Genomic DNA, 1,176 nt, shown 5'->3' on the forward strand with positions numbered 1-1,176 from the left:
TAATAATAAATGTATTCTTTGACAGTGCGTTCTACGATGGCGGTCGTGGTTCGATCAATGCTGTTAAGATAGAACGTTTCAGACTTTAGTGAGGAATGAAACGATTCGATGGAGGCATTATCAGCGGGCGTTCCTTTGCGGGACATGCTCATGGTAATGCCTTTTCTTTTCACTGCTGTCTGATATTCATAAGATGTATATACTGAACCTTGGTCACTATGTAGCACGCAGTTCTCAGGCAGTGTTGGCAGCTGATCAAGTGTGTCTAAGACAAAGTCTGTGTCCTGCTTATCTCCAATCGTAAAAGCAACCACTTCTCCATTGTATACATCCAATATACTGGAAAGGTACAATTGTTTCTGTCCATAAGGCAAATATGTGATGTCCGTTACTCGTTTTTCAAGAGGGCGATCAGACTGAAAGTTCCGATCCAATATATTATGGGCTACGGCATATGGCTGCCCGTTTTTCTTGCGTTTCTTCATCTTAACCCTGCACTGCCACTGATTTTTCTGCATGATACGCTGAACTGTTTTATGGTTAATGCACATTTCCTTTTTTAATAGGGCAGTGATTTTTCGATATCCATATCGATACTTGTGCTTTCGGCATACTACGCCAATTTGTTTCTCTAAATGCCGTTTGGGGTGATCTTTCGTCAGATCCTTCTTCCAACGATAATAAGACGCTCGTGAGATACCTAAATGAACACAGATATCCTGCACGGTCATTGTGCTGTATAATCCTTCTATAAATTCGACTGACGTTTGGCTATCAACTTCCTTTCCAATTCGTTGTACTTTTTTAACACTTCATTCTGTTGTCTCAGGAATCGATTCTCTGCCTGCAGTTTCTCTAATTCGGAAGCATACTCCGGACCTTTTCCGTAAGTGTATTGCTTTCCAACAGGCTGTTCGAATCGATGTGTATCCCCGGCCTTATGCCATCTAACCCATGTCTGAACCTGTGTCTTATTCTTAATATTCAATTTCTGCATGATCTCTTTCATAGGCACGCCTGCCAATCTCATGTCTACAGCCTTCTGTTTGACTTCAACCGGATAACTCACTCTTGTCCCCATAGAAAAAACACCTCCAAGTCTAATGTCGGATAACAACGATCCGTTTTCAAACTTGAAGGTGTTTTTTATTTGTCTCATTTTATGGGGTCAGTCCC

The 1,176-nt window shown here is 41.5% G+C and carries 1 protein-coding gene; it reads right to left on the reverse strand.

Features of this window, described 5'->3' with window-relative positions; genetic code table 11:
- A protein-coding gene (locus ACY3LV_RS20875; RefSeq protein ID WP_464864448.1) for an IS3 family transposase occupies positions 1 to 1,081 on the reverse strand; the annotation gives its coding sequence in 2 pieces (ribosomal slippage) (positions 1 to 808 and positions 808 to 1,081; 1,082 coding nt annotated over the 2 pieces). This gene is flagged as partial in the annotation.
- Between the last annotated feature and the right edge of the window lie 95 nt (positions 1,082 to 1,176).

The organism is Bacillus sp. 11C (assembly GCF_055486375.1).